The sequence below is a fragment of the Neobacillus sp. DZ-9 genome (assembly GCF_059587065.1).
This window is the reverse complement of sequence record NZ_JCAIOL010000006.1, coordinates 92793-108049: the sequence shown is the minus strand read 5'-3', so window position 1 is coordinate 108049 and position 15257 is coordinate 92793. Positions and strand designations below refer to the sequence as shown.

The 15257-nt window shown below is 38.0% G+C and carries 14 protein-coding genes, 1 other RNA gene and 1 other annotated feature; of the genes, 5 read left to right on the top strand and 10 right to left on the bottom strand.

What is annotated here, in order from left to right:
* Positions 1–53: 53 nt before the first annotated feature.
* Together AC59HZ_RS18025 and AC59HZ_RS18020 are read right to left on the bottom strand one after the other, a co-directional pair.
* Positions 54–281 (bottom strand): sulfurtransferase TusA family protein, encoded by a 228-nt coding sequence (locus tag AC59HZ_RS18025; protein ID WP_496547177.1) that lies wholly within the window; start codon positions 279–281, stop codon positions 54–56.
* 83 nt (positions 282–364) lie between these two features.
* On the bottom strand, positions 365–628 hold the full coding sequence (locus tag AC59HZ_RS18020) for a metal-sensitive transcriptional regulator (protein ID WP_430140193.1): 264 nt from the start codon (positions 626–628) through the stop codon (positions 365–367).
* 612 nt (positions 629–1240) lie between these two features.
* Between AC59HZ_RS18020 and AC59HZ_RS18015 the strand changes: the two genes are divergently transcribed.
* Entirely contained in the window at positions 1241–1630 is a 390-nt protein-coding gene (locus AC59HZ_RS18015) for a c-type cytochrome (protein ID WP_496547176.1), read from the top strand.
* Positions 1631–1775: 145 nt separating this feature from the next.
* Here AC59HZ_RS18015 and AC59HZ_RS18010 read toward each other — a convergent pair whose 3' ends face one another.
* Both AC59HZ_RS18010 and AC59HZ_RS18005 read right to left on the bottom strand, forming a co-directional pair.
* Positions 1776–2885, bottom strand: a complete 1110-nt coding sequence (locus AC59HZ_RS18010; protein ID WP_496547175.1) for a lactonase family protein — start codon at positions 2883–2885, stop codon at positions 1776–1778.
* 180 nt (positions 2886–3065) lie between these two features.
* The gene (locus AC59HZ_RS18005) at positions 3066–4445 is read right to left on the bottom strand and encodes a DJ-1/PfpI family protein (protein WP_496547174.1); all 1380 of its coding nucleotides are present in this window, start codon (positions 4443–4445) and stop codon (positions 3066–3068) included.
* Between the two features lie 471 nt (positions 4446–4916).
* Here AC59HZ_RS18005 and AC59HZ_RS18000 point away from each other — a divergent pair, with 471 nt between their 5' ends.
* Both AC59HZ_RS18000 and AC59HZ_RS17995 read left to right on the top strand, forming a co-directional pair.
* Positions 4917–5744, top strand: coding sequence for a GNAT family N-acetyltransferase (locus AC59HZ_RS18000; RefSeq protein WP_496547173.1), 828 nt, complete (start codon positions 4917–4919; stop codon positions 5742–5744).
* A gap of 240 nt (positions 5745–5984) precedes the next feature.
* The gene (locus AC59HZ_RS17995) at positions 5985–6626 is read left to right on the top strand and encodes a cell wall hydrolase (RefSeq protein WP_496547172.1); all 642 of its coding nucleotides are present in this window, start codon (positions 5985–5987) and stop codon (positions 6624–6626) included.
* A gap of 47 nt (positions 6627–6673) precedes the next feature.
* Here the strand turns inward: AC59HZ_RS17995 and AC59HZ_RS17990 are convergent, their stop codons facing one another.
* From AC59HZ_RS17990 to AC59HZ_RS17970, 5 genes are all read right to left on the bottom strand, one after another.
* Positions 6674–7042 carry a hypothetical protein gene (locus AC59HZ_RS17990; protein ID WP_496547171.1) on the bottom strand — a complete coding sequence of 123 codons (369 nt, stop codon included), beginning with the start codon at positions 7040–7042 and terminating at the stop codon, positions 6674–6676.
* A 127-nt stretch (positions 7043–7169) separates the two neighbouring features.
* On the bottom strand, positions 7170–8873 hold the full coding sequence (locus tag AC59HZ_RS17985; RefSeq protein ID WP_496547170.1) for a 2-isopropylmalate synthase: 1704 nt from the start codon (positions 8871–8873) through the stop codon (positions 7170–7172).
* Positions 8874–8922: 49 nt separating this feature from the next.
* Positions 8923–9143, bottom strand: a binding site (T-box leader).
* A 192-nt stretch (positions 9144–9335) separates the two neighbouring features.
* Positions 9336–10106 carry a cyclase family protein gene (locus AC59HZ_RS17980; RefSeq protein ID WP_496547169.1) on the bottom strand — a complete coding sequence of 257 codons (771 nt, stop codon included), beginning with the start codon at positions 10104–10106 and terminating at the stop codon, positions 9336–9338.
* 167 nt (positions 10107–10273) lie between these two features.
* Positions 10274–10357: signal recognition particle sRNA small type (gene ffs / locus AC59HZ_RS17975), an RNA gene on the bottom strand.
* Positions 10358–10500: 143 nt separating this feature from the next.
* A complete protein-coding gene (locus AC59HZ_RS17970) occupies positions 10501–11388 on the bottom strand; it encodes a DMT family transporter (protein WP_496547434.1) in 888 nt (295 codons plus the stop codon).
* Between the two features lie 388 nt (positions 11389–11776).
* Between AC59HZ_RS17970 and AC59HZ_RS17965 the strand changes: the two genes are divergently transcribed.
* Complete coding sequence (locus AC59HZ_RS17965) at positions 11777–12655, top strand: LysR family transcriptional regulator (RefSeq protein ID WP_496547168.1); 879 nt, start codon at positions 11777–11779, stop codon at positions 12653–12655.
* Between the two features lie 155 nt (positions 12656–12810).
* Here the strand turns inward: AC59HZ_RS17965 and AC59HZ_RS17960 are convergent, their stop codons facing one another.
* Positions 12811–13755, bottom strand: coding sequence for a phosphotriesterase family protein (locus AC59HZ_RS17960; RefSeq protein WP_496547167.1), 945 nt, complete (start codon positions 13753–13755; stop codon positions 12811–12813).
* Between the two features lie 235 nt (positions 13756–13990).
* Here AC59HZ_RS17960 and AC59HZ_RS17955 point away from each other — a divergent pair, with 235 nt between their 5' ends.
* A complete protein-coding gene (locus tag AC59HZ_RS17955; protein ID WP_496547166.1) occupies positions 13991–15217 on the top strand; it encodes a multidrug effflux MFS transporter in 1227 nt (408 codons plus the stop codon).
* Positions 15218–15257 lie beyond the last annotated feature (40 nt).

Sequence of the window (15257 nt, the reverse complement as noted above, 5' to 3'; positions counted from 1 at the left end):
GATAGTTTATTCACAAACTCATACCGGTATGGGTATAGGTTGATTTAAAAAAATTATCCTTTTTTAATCCAAAATTTTAATACTTTGTCTTCTTCTTCATGTTCCAATATTTCATGACCACCCGATTTAGCCCAAGCGGTAAGATCATTCTTAGCGCCTTTATCCGTAGTATGGATTTCCAATACTTGACCGGATTCAAGTTCATTCATCGCCTTCTTTGTTTTAACAATTGGCATCGGACAAGCTAAACCTTTGGCATCAACTACTTTTGTAACATTCATTATTAATTCCTCCTCATAGTTTATTACAATTACCCCTATGGGTATATATATTAGTAAAAATAAAAGAGGGTGTCAACCCTTTTTTATCGGCTTTTTACTAGCAAATTAACAGCTTCTTTTACTAATTCTTCCATGCTTTTTTCCCCTTGAATTTCCGCTTTTTGAACACACTCCACTAAGTTGGAACTAACAATTACACCAATAGTGCGATCAATGGCACTTCTAGTTGCAGATAATTGGGTGATAACTTCCTTGCAGTCCTTGTTTTCTTCCATCATTTTTAAAATTCCTCTTAACTGTCCCTCAATACGTTTTACTCTGTTTTTCATTTGATCATTGTAATCCATTGATTATGCCTCCTTTAACAATTGGTTTTCAAGGAATTTTACTTTATTAATAACTTTTGATGATTAATAATTGTATATCCAAGAACTCAAAAAATCCTTTTTTCTCAAGCAATGTATTCCAATATTCTTTTCAGGTAATAAAGATACCCGATAAAATGAATAATGTCATTTTAGCCTCCTTCAATGAAACAATGTTCATTGACAAGCTTTATAATATACCCCATTAGGTATAATGTCAATATATTATCTTTAATAAATTACTTATAGAGGAAAAAGACCACAATTCACTTGGCGGTTAAAGTAATATGTTCTCCACGTTCGACAAGAACTATTTCCTCCTCTTTACTGATTCTCCTTAATCTTGCATCTGCTGTTTAGAGAAAATCTTTTCTCGTTCTTTGCTGTTTTTCCTCTTTCATGCGTAGTTTCCATTTAACTGCCCATACTTATATCAAAGGGTATTTTTGCTTACTTGTTCTCAAGAACAAGTGGTCGCACAAACAACATCTTTCTTTACATAAGAAGCAAAATCCTTTCGTTTGTAAGGATTGATTGAGTTTGCACATCATTTTCGTTTCTTGTACCGAAAAAAGATAATTAGGAGGCGATTTTATGAAAACTGTTTTGATTACCCTGGCTATCCTTGTGATAGGAATTGGCGGATTTTTTATACTCAGGAATGTGCAAGACCAAAGAGAAGTGGCAAAAGAAACACCTGGTCAGAATGAGGCCAAAGAACCGCCTGCTCAAAATGAAGGTCAAAAAGAGGGAGGCGCAGTATCCAAAGTGGACGGTGAATCCATCTATAAGACCACCTGTGTAGGCTGTCACGGAGATCAATACCAAGGAGGAGTCGGCCCTTCTTTAAAAGGAGTCGGTTCCCGTTTATCAGAAAAGGAAATTGAGAACATCGTACAACACGGCCGAGGCAATATGCCGTCTGGTTTAGTGTCCAAAGAGGATGCGCCAGGAATGGCTGCATGGCTGAAAACATTAAAATAATTCTCCGCTGAATAAAATAAAAGTGGGAACTTGAATGACATTAAGTTCCCACCTAGCCTATTATTAAGTAATTAAGTAAGTCACCAATATTGGCTGCCTTGTTTTTAGCCACTCGTCTATTCACTGTTTATATTGAACGGAAAAATCAAAGAACTGCCAACCCTTGTGATCCAAGATAAGGAATATTAGTCCAGGCAGCAACCTGCACTCTAACCAGTTTACCATCATCTTGTATATTAAATACTGAGATTGACCCCTGATTTCCGTTAAGGGTGTAAAAATGCCGCCCATCTTTACTCACTCTGACATCCATCGGCAGACCAGGTGTTGTACCAGGCGGTGTACTGGTAATATGCCTTACCACCGACAGCGATCCATTAGGCCCGATTCGGTAGGTGGAGATGGTGCCGCTTAAAGTGTTGGTAATGTATGCAAATCGTTCATCCCTTGTTGGTACAACCCAGCATGCAGTCTTATATCCGTTTTGTACAGAGCCGCTAATCACATGAAGGATCCCGTCATCGCTCATTGAATAAGATGACAATGCATTTGCATCTGCTTCAGTAACTAAGAGGATTCCAGAGGATAAAAAATAAGCGCCCAATGGTCCTTGCCCATTAGAATCATTAACGATTGGTCCTGTAACCATACCATTATTATTAACATGGAATATACTGAGACGATTTGAAGTAAGTTCGGTTACAAGGATTTTACTCCCATCAGGAGTAAAGAGAACCTGCGCCGGTTGAGCATTGAAAGTGCTAAGGAAGTGGGTCGACCCGGGAAAAAGAGTAAGGCGTCCGTTATCATCGATGCGAAAGCCTGTGATATTGGAAGTAAAATTGTTTGCGGGATTACCTACATTGGCAACATAGACAAGATTACCAAACACATCTACGCTATTGGGCTGAGCACCTCCCGATGGCTTTACATCCACGAGAACAGGAGTGCCGTTGTCAGTAATGATGAAACTGCTGATACTATGGCTCCCTGCGTTCACTGCAAGAAGGAAACGTCCATCTCGAGACAAAGTTAGGGCTCCTTGTGACGTAAGGGGATCGACACCATCGTTTGCCGTTGCCGTGGATACTTCCTTTGTACCAGTACCTTTACCATAAGTTGGATAGGAACCTGCAAAAGTGAGCATCCCATTCATGTCTCTGTAAAAAGCAATGATTTGATTCATTACTTCATTATTGGTCATCATATATACCATACTTGCAGTTCTACGAAAATATTTATTCATAATCTGCATGTTATGACTATCCTCCTTTCATAAGTTTATATGGTACTTTTGCTTTTTAAATTCTCCAAATGGATTAATAAATGGTTCAAAAGTGAGGGCGATCGTCATTCACTTATCCAACTATTCCGTTACTTCAAGAAGAAAAAGCGTTTCCACTTAATGTAGAAACGCACCTTTTAACTTTAGTGACTATCTGAAATGTTTATACGATTTAAAAATTGTTTTCTTCATAATGAATCGTCTATCAATACAGTAAGCTACCAACAAAGCTAGTAAACCGGTTAGAAGTATATTGACGTAAGTTTCAAGAGGAAATGGTTTGCCCTCAAGATGGATAGCATTCGCACGATATTCGAGTCGTTTCACGTCATGCTTGGCAGTCATAAGATCTTCTTGTTTTGCGAAGTCTTCTAATGGTGCTTCAAATACAAATCTGTTTGGTGAATCACTATGAATCAAAAGTGTTTCTCTGGCATTACCCTTTTCACTCCAAAGTTTTACATCGGTTGCAGCTAGGGATTTTGCGTTGCCACCTGGTATGAACATTTTATCCAATTTTGGAGCGTTCGATATTTGATGCCTAGCCACTATATTAAGGTGATGTTTTGTAACAATGGGTGCATCCAAACTTGAAACGGTCAAGACTTGTGTCGTTCCTGTGGCTGCATAAGTATCAAATATAGAAGATAATGCGATTTCATCCATGTCGTTATATAGTAGTACTCCTGCCTTTGTCTTATTCCACTGGAAGGCAAGATTCATTAAAAAGGTTGCAAAATAGATGTCCTTATGAATAGGTTCTACTTTTGGGTTTTGAACGAAGTGATAAGAAGGATAACTGATTTCCTTCGAAATTTTTTCTGCCATGGGTTCGCCCAGTTTTTGAGCTATCAGATGCAGCACAGCATCGATACCTGCAGTTTGACCCGCTGAGGTTAAGGTGTTACCATCTTGGACATACCGCACATCCTCTTTCCAATGAGTGTCAGGATATTGCTTGCTTAGTAAAGAAATCCCTTGCCAGTGTGTAGTGGCTGATTTTCCTTTTAATAAACGTGCATCGGCAAGATTCTCTGATCCACTGCAAATGCTTAAGATAGTGGTTTTACTGCTGGAATGTTGTTTAATCCATTCCCGTGTTGGTTGATATTTCTTTTCATCATATATCGGCATATAAGGAACCACGATAATGTCGGGACTTTTGCCTATTAATTTATCTAATTCTTTATAAGTGTAATGTGGTACTACATCCAGTCCGCCCGATAATGTCTTTACGTTTTTGTCTGGAGCAACAGCAAATACATTAAAAGCGTTTGTTCTAGAAAACAAATCATAGGGAATCATAAAATCAAATACTTCAGTGTCTACATTCGCTAATAGAACGGCTATTGTAGGTTTATTAGGATCATACTTTGGTGGTTTAATACCATGTAGTGAATGAACTGGCTCATGGCGGACATTCTTGAAAAAATCATTCTCTGATCGAACAAATCCAAGGAAGCCCACCCCTCCCTCAAACACGGCGAAAATCAATACATAAACAACCAATCGTAAAACTAACCTTTTCATTTTACATTCCTCCTCCGGAAATTAACGCCAAAATCTCCCGACTCCAATGAATACACTTTTGATACAAAAATCATTTTCCACCCCCAAAATGTGGTTATTTGTTATTGAATACCCTTGTGTTACATCTTACTTAAATTGACCATGATAAAAACCGCACTCTTTTTGGGTATTACCGTAAAATTATGTGGTACCCACGCAAGGGATTGATTTGTTGTTATCTTGAATTCATATTACCTTTTTTCTAAAGCCTTCGTATTTGTGCTAGAGCTTGATTTTTATATCAGACTTCAGATGTAGAGGGTTTCAGACCACAAAAAAGACAGCGTAAAATTAACGCTGCCGTGTCCTCTTGTGGTTGGGATTTGCGGACACGAATATATTATTCTCCTAGTACGGCTTTACTCAAAAAGCAGGAATATTCAATATTAGAAAAGAATAGGTATAGTTGGACAATGAACAGGGGTGAATGAAATGCTGACGAAAGAACAAATTTTAGAAATCAAAGCTCTTCAGGAGATTTGTGAGAAAGTTGGAGGATTTCAGCTAAAGCTGAATTTTGATATGCTGGAGAACCGCGCCGAAAACCGTAAGGAAGACTTCTTCCATTATGAAAACGGAAGGCTTGTCGGTTTCCTTGGAAGCTATGGATTTGGAAATAAAGTAGAGCTTTGCGGGATGGTCCATCCGGATTACCGCAGAAAAGGGGTTTTTTCAAGGTTACTGGAAATGGGACTTGAAGAGGCTAAAAAACATAATGCCACTACTATTTTGTTAAATGCTCCGTCAGGATCAGAATCTGGAAAAGAGTTTTTAAGTACCATTCCTTGTTCTTATTCTGTTTCAGAATATCAAATGAAATGGCAGAAAACCGAAATATCTGAAGATCCGAATGTTACCTTAAGGCCCTCGGTATCAGAAAAGGATTGGGAAGCGGAAATACAACTGGAGGTCTCGTGTTTTGGATTTAGTGAAAAGGAAGCGCGGGAGTTTAATCAAATACTCCGCTCGAACAACGGAGAAGAAAATCTAATCATTGAAGCAAATGGAAAAACCGCTGGGAAAATGCGTGTTTCCGAATCGGATGACGAAGCGTGGATTTATGGATTTGCGGTATTTCCCGAACTGCAGGGTAAAGGTATTGGTAGAAAAGCCTTATCAAAAGTAGTATTACAGGAAACGGAGAAAGGCTTCTCTATTTTCCTGGAGGTGGAAGCAAGAAATGCCAATGCCCTTAGGCTTTATGAATCATGCGGATTTAGAAGCTACCATTCACAGGATTACTACAAATATTTAAGTTAGAACTATAAATGTAAAATGCTGCAAGCTATCTTTAGCTGCAGTATTTTTTTATGGTAAGATATTCCTCTATTTCGTACGATTTCCTAGATTATGACAGGAATATAGGCTTAATGTCATATTTCCATCTTTCCTGTAATGTTGTACATCAAACTATAAAGATTTGTAACCGTACCGTTCTGTAATACAGGTATATTTTCATGTTAGTGTTATATCAGACAAAAATTCCGGGAGGTAGCACACATGAAAAAAACTTATATAAAGACAATCATTGTAGCTTGTGTAGCTACATTTACCTTTTTAATACAGCAGAGTAGTACGGTTGAGGCGATCACCGAAAATCGAGTAATAAATGAAGAGAATCTTTATCAGCCTGGACAGGCCGATTCGACTAAAGTGGATCCACAAGAAAATAATAAGGCTAAAATAGAGATTATTAAGAAAGAGTCAGACGCACAAAAGGTAGATATGAAAACTGAAACGGTTAAACAAGCACCTGAAAAGCCAGCTGTTTCCATTTCTAATCAAGAGAAAGATTTATTTGCACGATTAGTCGAAGCGGAAGCAAAAGGCGAATCCTATGAAGGAAAACTAGCCGTTGCAACAGTGGTATTAAACCGCGTTGATTCTCCTCAATTTCCAAACACCGTTACGGGTGTCATTAAACAAGTAGTAGGCGATACTTATGCCTTCTCACCAGTAAAAAACGGTGAAATTAATAAGCAGGCATCAGATGAGTCGAAGCGAGCGGTTGAAGAAGCACTAACTAGAAAAGATCGTTTAAGTGATTCCCTATATTTTTATAATCCCAAAATCACATCCGATAAGTGGATTCGAACACGCACTGTTGTGAAAACCATTGGGCATCATGTATTTGCAAAATAAAAAATGGTATTCAGCTTGTAAACTACTGTTTACAAGCTTTTTTATTTTTACACAAAGGTTATTTGATCTTTATTGCTTAGATTACTACTAAGACTTTTTAATGTGTGTATACGTGCTGTAAGGAGGAATAAATCATTGTTATTATTATGAACGAATTCATCAATAATATTAATCCCCTTTTGAAATTGATCAACTAAATAATGAGTGTACTTTTCATTCCAATCGAACTCATTGATTCGATGAAGTTCATCCGCGATGATTTGGAATTTAAAGTCCTCTATAATCAATTTAACCTGATACAATTTATCGGTATTAAATCGAAAGCTGTTTTTATTTTGATAACTATTATCGACAAATTTGATAAAGTCCTTTATATTTTCTGCCAACATATTCGCTTTTTGCATCTCGAAGTTCATTTCTCCATCTCCTCAATAACAAAAATCTAACCATTACAAGAAGAGTGTATGCAAATAAATGGTCATTGTTCCCAATAAAAAGGCATGTTTCAAGAGCTTATCTTGAAACATGCCTTTTCGTCGGTTGTTATTTTTTTGAAATGGAAAATCTTCCTTCAATTGTTAGCTGTTCGCTGGAAATCATGTTATTAATGGAACTAAACAAAGCTTTTACTGAGGAGGTCATAATATCAGCGTCAATTCCACAGCCCCAATAAACGGTACCATTCTCGGCAGTAACTCCAACATAAGATACAGCGTTAGATTGGGAGCCTATTTCTAGTGCATGCTCCTTATAGACTAAGTCCTTATAATGGATGCCCAGTTTGGTTTGAAGCACGTTGCTGATGGCATCCAGTTTTCCATTCCCTGTACCGATAAATTCGTGAACATCGCTGTCAATTCGGACGGAAACGATTGTTTCGTATTGGTCATTTTGTGTAGATCTGTATTTGATAAATTCAACTGGTGTTTGGATATTTACATATTGTTCTTTGAAAATTTCAAGGATTTCATTTGGCATAAGCTCCTTGTGCAAGCGGTCCGATACATTTTTCACGCTATATCCAAAGCTTTCACGCATTTTAGCTGGAAGATCAAACCCATAATGTTGCTCCAGTATATACCCAATGCCCCCCTTACCGGATTGGCTGTTAATGCGGATGATATCTCCTTCATACTTTCTGCCAATATCCATTGGATCAATCAATAGATACGGTACGGTCCAATACTGCCGCTCTTCATCTTCACGCCATTTCATCCCTTTGGCAATCGCATCCTGATGAGAGCCTGAAAAGGCCGTAAAGACCAGTTCACCAGCATAAGGGTGTCTTTCATGCACCCTCATTCTCGTCAATTTCTCATATTTAGACATGATTTCTCGGATATTTTCAAAATGAAGCTGCGGGTCTACCCCGTGTGAAAACATGTTGATCGCAAGTGTAACAAGGTCGACGTTGCCTGTTCTTTCCCCATTACCAAACAGTGTTCCTTCGACTCTTTGTGCCCCTGCAAGCATTCCTAATTCTGCATCTGCCACTCCTGTTCCTCTGTCATTGTGTGGATGAAGCGACAGGATTACATTTTCCCGGTAGTTCAAATGATCGCTCATAAATTCAATTTGGCTTGCGTACACGTGCGGCATGGACATGGACACCGTTGCTGGAAGGTTGATAATCACCTTGTTGTCAGCTGTAGGCTGCCAAATATCTAGGACCCGGTTGCATATTTCAAGGGCGAACTCCATCTCTGTTCCTGTGAAGCTTTCCGGTGAATATTGGAATTGGAAGTTCCCTTCGGTTTCCTCTGCATATTTTTGCAGCAATTTCGCACCGGTTACCGCAATATTGATGATTTCTTCCTGTGGTTTTTTAAATACCTGCTCACGCTGTGCTACAGATGTCGAATTGTAAAGATGGACTACTGCCTTGTTCACACCGCGAAGTGCTTCAAAGGTTTTTTCAATAATATGGTCTCTTGATTGTGTTAGTACTTGAACCGTTACATCCTCCGGAATCAAATCCTGTTCAATCAACGTACGTAAAAAGGCATATTCTGTTTCGGATGCAGCAGGAAAGCCAACTTCAATTTCCTTGAAGCCCACTTCAACAAGTAATTGAAAATATTCCAGCTTCTCCTCAAGGCTCATTGGAACGACCAGCGCCTGATTTCCATCCCTTAGATCCACGCTGCACCAGGTCGGAGCTTCTGTTATGTATTCCTTTTGTATCCATTTCATGCTTTTCACCGGGGGCATAAAATATCCTCTTGCATATTTTTCAACATTTTTCATCGTCACGGCCACCTTTTCATTTTTTTAAAATAAAAAAGCCCATCATCTCATAAGAGACGACAGGCTTTGCCTACGTGGTACCACTCTTTTTGATTCGAATACGAACTAAACGAATCCACTTTACGACTTGATGACGGCGGTCAACCGTTAAGGCCTACATATCAGCCTTACCACTCCTGGGCGAGTTGGGGAATTTATTGACTGTCTTTCACCAGCCGACAGCTCTCTATACAATAAATATTCCTTAATATTCCCAATCATTGTGTTTAGTTTTGAATTTTTTGATTTTTCTTATTCTATAATGGTTTTTAAGAATAATCAAGACAAAATTTTCAAAAAACTAATAAACAATGTTTTTTATAAAGAAAAATTACTTCTAAATTTGATTTGCGGACTTGAGGATGACAAAAATCTGTTGCCGTGTCCTTTAAGCTCTTTTGCAGACTCGACCTTGACAAAACCTTATTCAAATATAGCAACAGGTCTCGCCCATCCCGCGCTGGCGCCTTTTATTTTTATCGGAAATACGGCTACTTTAAAACCATATCTCTGTGGGAGTAATTCCAGGTTTGCTAATTTTTCTATTTGACAGTACTCAGCCTCTTTTCCAACATAATGAGCGGCCCAAAGGACTCCGTCACGCGGATTATTTTTATAATCTTCCGCCTGTTTATATAGCGGGATATCCCATCCCCATCCATCCGTTCCCATTACCTTAATCCCTTTTTGAATCAGCCATCGTGTTGCTTCAGCCGATACACCCGCATGGACAGCCGCATAATTTTCTTGATAATATTTTTTATCCGCATCCGTTCGGACAAGGACAATATCATAAGGCTGTAATTGATACTCCATTTCTCCCAACTGTTTTTCAAAATCATCAATCACGATCTCGTACCCTGGAGATTTCTGACTAAAATCAAAAAGAACACCATTTCCGTAAAACCATTCTAGAGGAAGTTCATCAATCGTTCGAGACGGATTACCTGCAGTAGCAGCAGCATAATGCCAAGGTGAATCCACATGTGTACCGGTATGTGTCGTTAAGGTAACCGTTTCGACGGCCCAGGCTGCACTGTCAGGAAAATCACTAGGTTTTAAGCCCAAAAAATGAGCAGCCTGCTTAGCTCCCTGCTCATGCGATTCATAGATAATCTCAGGTGGAAATGGCTCTTTTGCTTTATTGTCCAATGGCACACTTAGATCAATAATACGTAGATTTGTTCGATTCATTTTATAAAACCCCTTTTAAATTTTTGAAAAAAACTAGGCCCTCTCAATGAATTGCCAAAGAAGTGTTTATAAAATTTACTATGATATGACTATTGTTATTCCGGAATTATGGAACAAAAAAACGCTAAACTCCATCAATGAGTTTAGCGTTTAGATCTTTTAATATTATGTAATAGCCCACACAATTTCACTCGTTATGGCTGCTGCGTTCCCGCCCTGACCAGTTTCCTAGTTTCCTTGTTGGACTAAGAAGTTCCGTTAAGAACTTACAAGAGAAATATATCATGGATTCCAATTAAACGGAAGTTGTAATTTTTGGTACCACAAAAGTGTTTACATAATAAAATGGGGTTTTTATTGTCTTAGAGGTATATTATCTACCTTGGCGAAATGTCTATTCCATATTATTTTTATAATTTAGTTTTAATAGACTTTTAAAATCTAGCTCAGCAATTAATACACTAAATAATATGAGTACTGCACCTAAGTAGCCTTTAAATGTGAGCGTTTCACCCGTGAAAATGAAAGCAAAACCTGCTGAAAAAACAGGTTCTAATGAAAAAATAAGACCTGTATGTGTAGGGCTAGTATATTGCTGTGCAATAACCTGAACAATGAAAGCTATTGCTGTACAAAATATGCTTAAGGCTAAGATTGAAAACCATGATTCAACAGTGTCAGGAAGTTTTGGGGTTTCCATAAACATTGAGAAAATGAGACTGAATAGTCCGACAAAACCTAGTTGTACAACCCCAAGAGTAATTGAATTAACATGTTTGGTCATTTTTCCAGTAACGATGACATGTACCGCATAAAATAAAGCAGATAAGATACATAATATATCACCATTAGCTATCTTTAATTCGTTATTTAACGTTAATAATCCTATTCCTACTATGGTTAAAACAATCCCTAATGCAATTTTTTTTTCAGGTCTTTGCTTTAAAATTATAGATGATAATACTGGAATAAAAATGACTGTGAGACCCAATAAGAAACCGGCATTAGAAACACTTGTATACTTTGTACCAAAAGTCGCAAAAATATAAACTATAAATAAAATAGAAGCTAATATAAACGCATATTTTACAGTTTTAAAATCAATTTTGATTAAGTGCTTGTAAAATACTATACCTGATAAAAGAAAAGCAATAATAAATCGTAATGCTATTAAATTATATTCTTCTATGTATTTGAGACCAACCTTAGTAAGTAAGATGGATGCACCCCAAAAAAATGTAACCATTAGTAGCATTAAATCAGCTTTTAATTGTATTTTCATCTCTATTCCCTCGTTGTTTATAATTTGTAATTTCATAACCCTTTTACTACTACAAAATCGTCTTTACTTCTACAATATTTAATTTTTATATCTTTTGATTCTATCATTTACTTTAATTGGGGTTCAGCCGAGATATGTGGTGCGCGTTGTTTCCAGACAATCTGCATGGAAACATACAATAAAACTGGAGGATTACACAAGGAACCTAACTTTCATCTCGACGTGTATTAAGCGAGAGCGGTAGTAATTCCTTTTCCTTATCCTTTTGTAAACCGCTTTGTCTCTTGATAATTTCCTGTGTTTTCATTATAATTCGCATTATTAAATTAGTAAAAATCATGTTTCTAATGAAAATCATGAGATTTACTCATGAAGGAGAGGGCTGATTTTGAATATTTCACAATACGAGGCTTTTTTGAAAACAATTGAACTAGGGAGTTTGACAAAAGCTGCACAGACTCTAGGTTACACCCAGTCTGGGATCACCCATATGTTAAATGCATTGGAAAGTGAATTCAGACTGAAGCTTCTGAACCGTGACCGTTCAGGCGCTACTGTTACTTCAGATGGCAAGCAACTATTACCATATATTCAGGCCGTATTGAATGGTCAACATAATCTGAATAACAAATTAGACGAGATACATAGATTAGAATCAGGTCTAATCAGAATTGGAACATTTACTAGTGTGTCAGCACAATGGCTTCCGGGCATGATAAAGAATTTTAGATTGGACTTTCCAAACATTCAATTTGAATTATTACATGGTACGTATCAAGAAAATGGAAAGTGGCTTATGGATGGGCGACTAGATTGCGCTTTTGTTCGAGTGCCCGCTAATAAGCAGTTAGAGACGATATTCCTAAGAAGAGACCCCATAGTCGTTGTGTTGCCTGAAAATCATCCTCGTGCACATGACGCATTTTTTCCAATCTCAGGTTTATCAAAATATCCATACATAAAACTTTATGAAGGTGCCGATGATGAGATATCAGAGATATTTACAATTCATCAAATAACGCCAAATGTTCACTTTGTCGAAAAAGATGATTATGCAGTTATTGCTATGGTTGAAAAAGGGTTAGGAATTAGTATTTTACCTGAATTAGTATTAAAGAATACATCTCGCAAGGTAGTATATAAAGAATTAGAAATTCCATCATATAGAGATTTAGGAGTTGCCGTCAAAGACACAACAATGCTTTCAACTTCTGCGCAAATATTTTTAACATATGTGCAAACATGGATTTCTAAAGAATATTCTTAAAAATTCAATTCGGTTTGTTAATATAAGCAGTAGAAATTCCTTGTGTTTCTCATAGCTCCTCCTGCAAGCATAACTTAACTAATAAATAATCCGGTTAATAATAAAGGCTGCCCTACGAGAAAAATGGGCAGCCTATACTTTATATTGATAAATTTCTAATAACCTTCAAACCAACGTCGAGCATTATCAATCATCATATCGTTAATTTGTTCCCCGGTTAAACCATTACTTCTTAATTCCGGGATAACCTCTTCGAGAACAAAGCTCATCGTCCATTTAGGGTTCATTTTCTCAGAGTTTCCTTCTGGATACCAATCAAGGGTACAACAATAATCTTGGGATAAGAACATGCGATCTGCATAGCCTTGTTTGGCTAATTCGATAACGGTCGTGTTCCGGTCCTCGATTGTACACTCTCTAGTTAAGCCATAACGGTCCATACCAATAAATGCACCATAATCGAGAACCTTCAGTATGTAGTCCATGTTATCGGTATCCCCAGTATGACCTATAAGGAGCCGTTTTGGATCAACTCCCTCTTCTAGAAAAATTTCAAGTTGCTTTAGGCCGGTCCCGCTTTTAGGGTGGGAATGGGTCATAATCGGAACTCCCGTCCGTTTATGAGCACGTGCGGCAGCACGAATAACCTTTTCAACATCCGGAGTAATCCCTTGTGCATCCGTCGCACATTTTAAAAAGCCTGCCTTTATGGATGTATTTTGAATTCCGACTTCAATATCGCGGACAAATAGATCCGCCATATAATCAATATTACGATTCTGAAAGTGCGGCGGGATATAGTGATAGGAGTAGATTCCGGTTGCAGCAATGATTTGAATACTTGTTTCGCGAGCCACCCTTTCAATAAAGCGGATGTCCCGGCCAAGTTCCATCACAGTGGGATCACAGATGGTTTTAACGCCAAGTTCTTTGACTTTGTTTACTTGCTCCACTGCTTTAGCAAACTCTTTGTCTTCATCATACAAATGTGGAAACTGGACATATACAGATTCAGAACGAACACGCATATGTTCGTGAACCAAGGTCACTCCTAATTCAGATGAATCAACTTGTCCAGTGACAGAATTTATCAGTGTCATTTATTATTCCCTCCTCCATTGATTGAATTTTTCTTTTTAAAATATTAAGAATTATCTGATAAAAACAGTACCAATCCTTGACTTAAAATGTCAATTTTTTTAATAGTATCTTAAATTAGTTGTTTTTTTTAAAAATCATTTGAATTCCTTAATCTGGATTAATCTGTTAACATAGAATGGTTAAATCTTAGGTAACTAGATTGAATTTACATAAATGGAAGGAATGACTAACTTTATGAGGGATATATTACAAAAGCCTGCGAATAATCAGGCAGTGCTTTCCCGTTCCCAACGGATATGGATGGCGATTGTACTGGGTTCACTTGCCGCGTTTGGCCCTTTATCCATTGATATGTATTTACCGGCCCTGCCAAATATCGCAAAAGATTTCCATACAAACGCCTCGTCAGTTCAACTTAGCCTGTCGTTTTTCGTGATCGGCTTAGCATCAGGGCAGCTGTTGACTGGACCGATCAGTGATGTTACTGGACGCCGTAAACCACTTTTGGTTGGCTTAATGATTTACTTTATCGTTTCTCTTTTATGTGTATTTAGCAGCTCCATTTGGGGGTTGATTATATTGCGGCTCATCCAGGGCTTTGCTGGATCAGCAGGAATTGTGATCTCGAGGGCGATTGTAAGAGATTTATATTCTGGAAGCGAATTAACCAAGTTTTTTTCACTGCTCGCATTGGTGAACGGGCTTGCCCCAATCCTCGCTCCGGTTATAGGTGCACAGCTGCTTAAAGTATTTCCTTGGCAAGGTGTATTCATTGTTTTAAGTATCATTGGACTCGTAATGTTCTTTGTCATTCTTTTCGGTATACCAGAAACGCTGCCTGAAGAAAAGCGTTCGGCTGGAGGCATTAAGAATACCTTTTATCCTTTTTTAAAACTGATAATGGATCGGAGCTTTATGGGATATGCTTTAGCTCAAGGATTGGTCTTTGCCAGTATGTTTGCTTATATTTCGGGTTCACCATTTGTCATTCAGGATATTTATGGAGCCTCCCCGCAAATGTTTAGCCTGATCTTTGCCATCAACGCAGTCGGAATCATGATCAATAGCCAAACGGCTGGGAGATTGGCAGGGAAAGTCCATGAATCGAAACTGTTCAAATTTGGCTTGGGAATGTCCTCAATAGCTGGTATCATTCTGCTGCTTCTTTTATTTTTACAGGTAAAGTTAATCTTCGTTTTGATTCCTTTATTTTTCGTTGTATCTAGTGTGGGTATGGTGAATACAGCAGGGTTTTCCCTTGCCATGCAATCACAAGGGAAAAATGCCGGAAGTGCTTCTGCATTACTGGGTGTTACTTCATTTGCCTTTGGCGGAATTGCCGCTCCATTAGTTGGAATCGGCGGAGGTCAGACAGCCATTCCGATGGGTATTGTTATTGTTTGCGCCGGATGTGGAGCGGTACTATCTTATGTGATTCTGGTTAAGAGAAATAGGTCGTAAAAAGCAAAAGAGCCTAATTCAGGCTTTTTTGCTTTTTTAA